This window comes from Streptomyces sp. Y7 (genome assembly GCF_043195415.1).
In the GTDB taxonomy this organism is placed as follows: Bacteria; Actinomycetota; Actinomycetes; order Streptomycetales; family Streptomycetaceae; genus Streptomyces.
The window spans coordinates 1-266 of sequence record NZ_JBIDDQ010000077.1; the positions used below are offsets into that span (position 1 = coordinate 1).

General features: G+C 56.8%; 1 rRNA gene. It reads right to left on the reverse strand.

From position 1 onward, the window contains the following. Positions 1-158: 158 nt before the first annotated feature. Positions 159-266, reverse strand: a 16S ribosomal RNA gene (locus tag ACGFW6_RS45170); the annotation flags it as partial.

Consider the following 266-nt stretch of genomic DNA (forward strand, 5'->3'; position numbering starts at 1 on the left):
ACCAGATCAGCGTTCCACGCCCCGAAGAGCAGTACTAGCGCCTGATCCATACTGGATCGTGCCGAATAATCAACGTTCCACCCATGAGCAACCAGCATCAGACATTCGCTGATGTACTGGCCTCTGACCAACCGGAGTTGGTGAGAAGTGCTCCTTAGAAAGGAGGTGATCCAGCCGCACCTTCCGGTACGGCTACCTTGTTACGACTTCGTCCCAATCGCCAGTCCCACCTTCGACAGCTCCCTCCCACAAGGGGTTGGGCCACC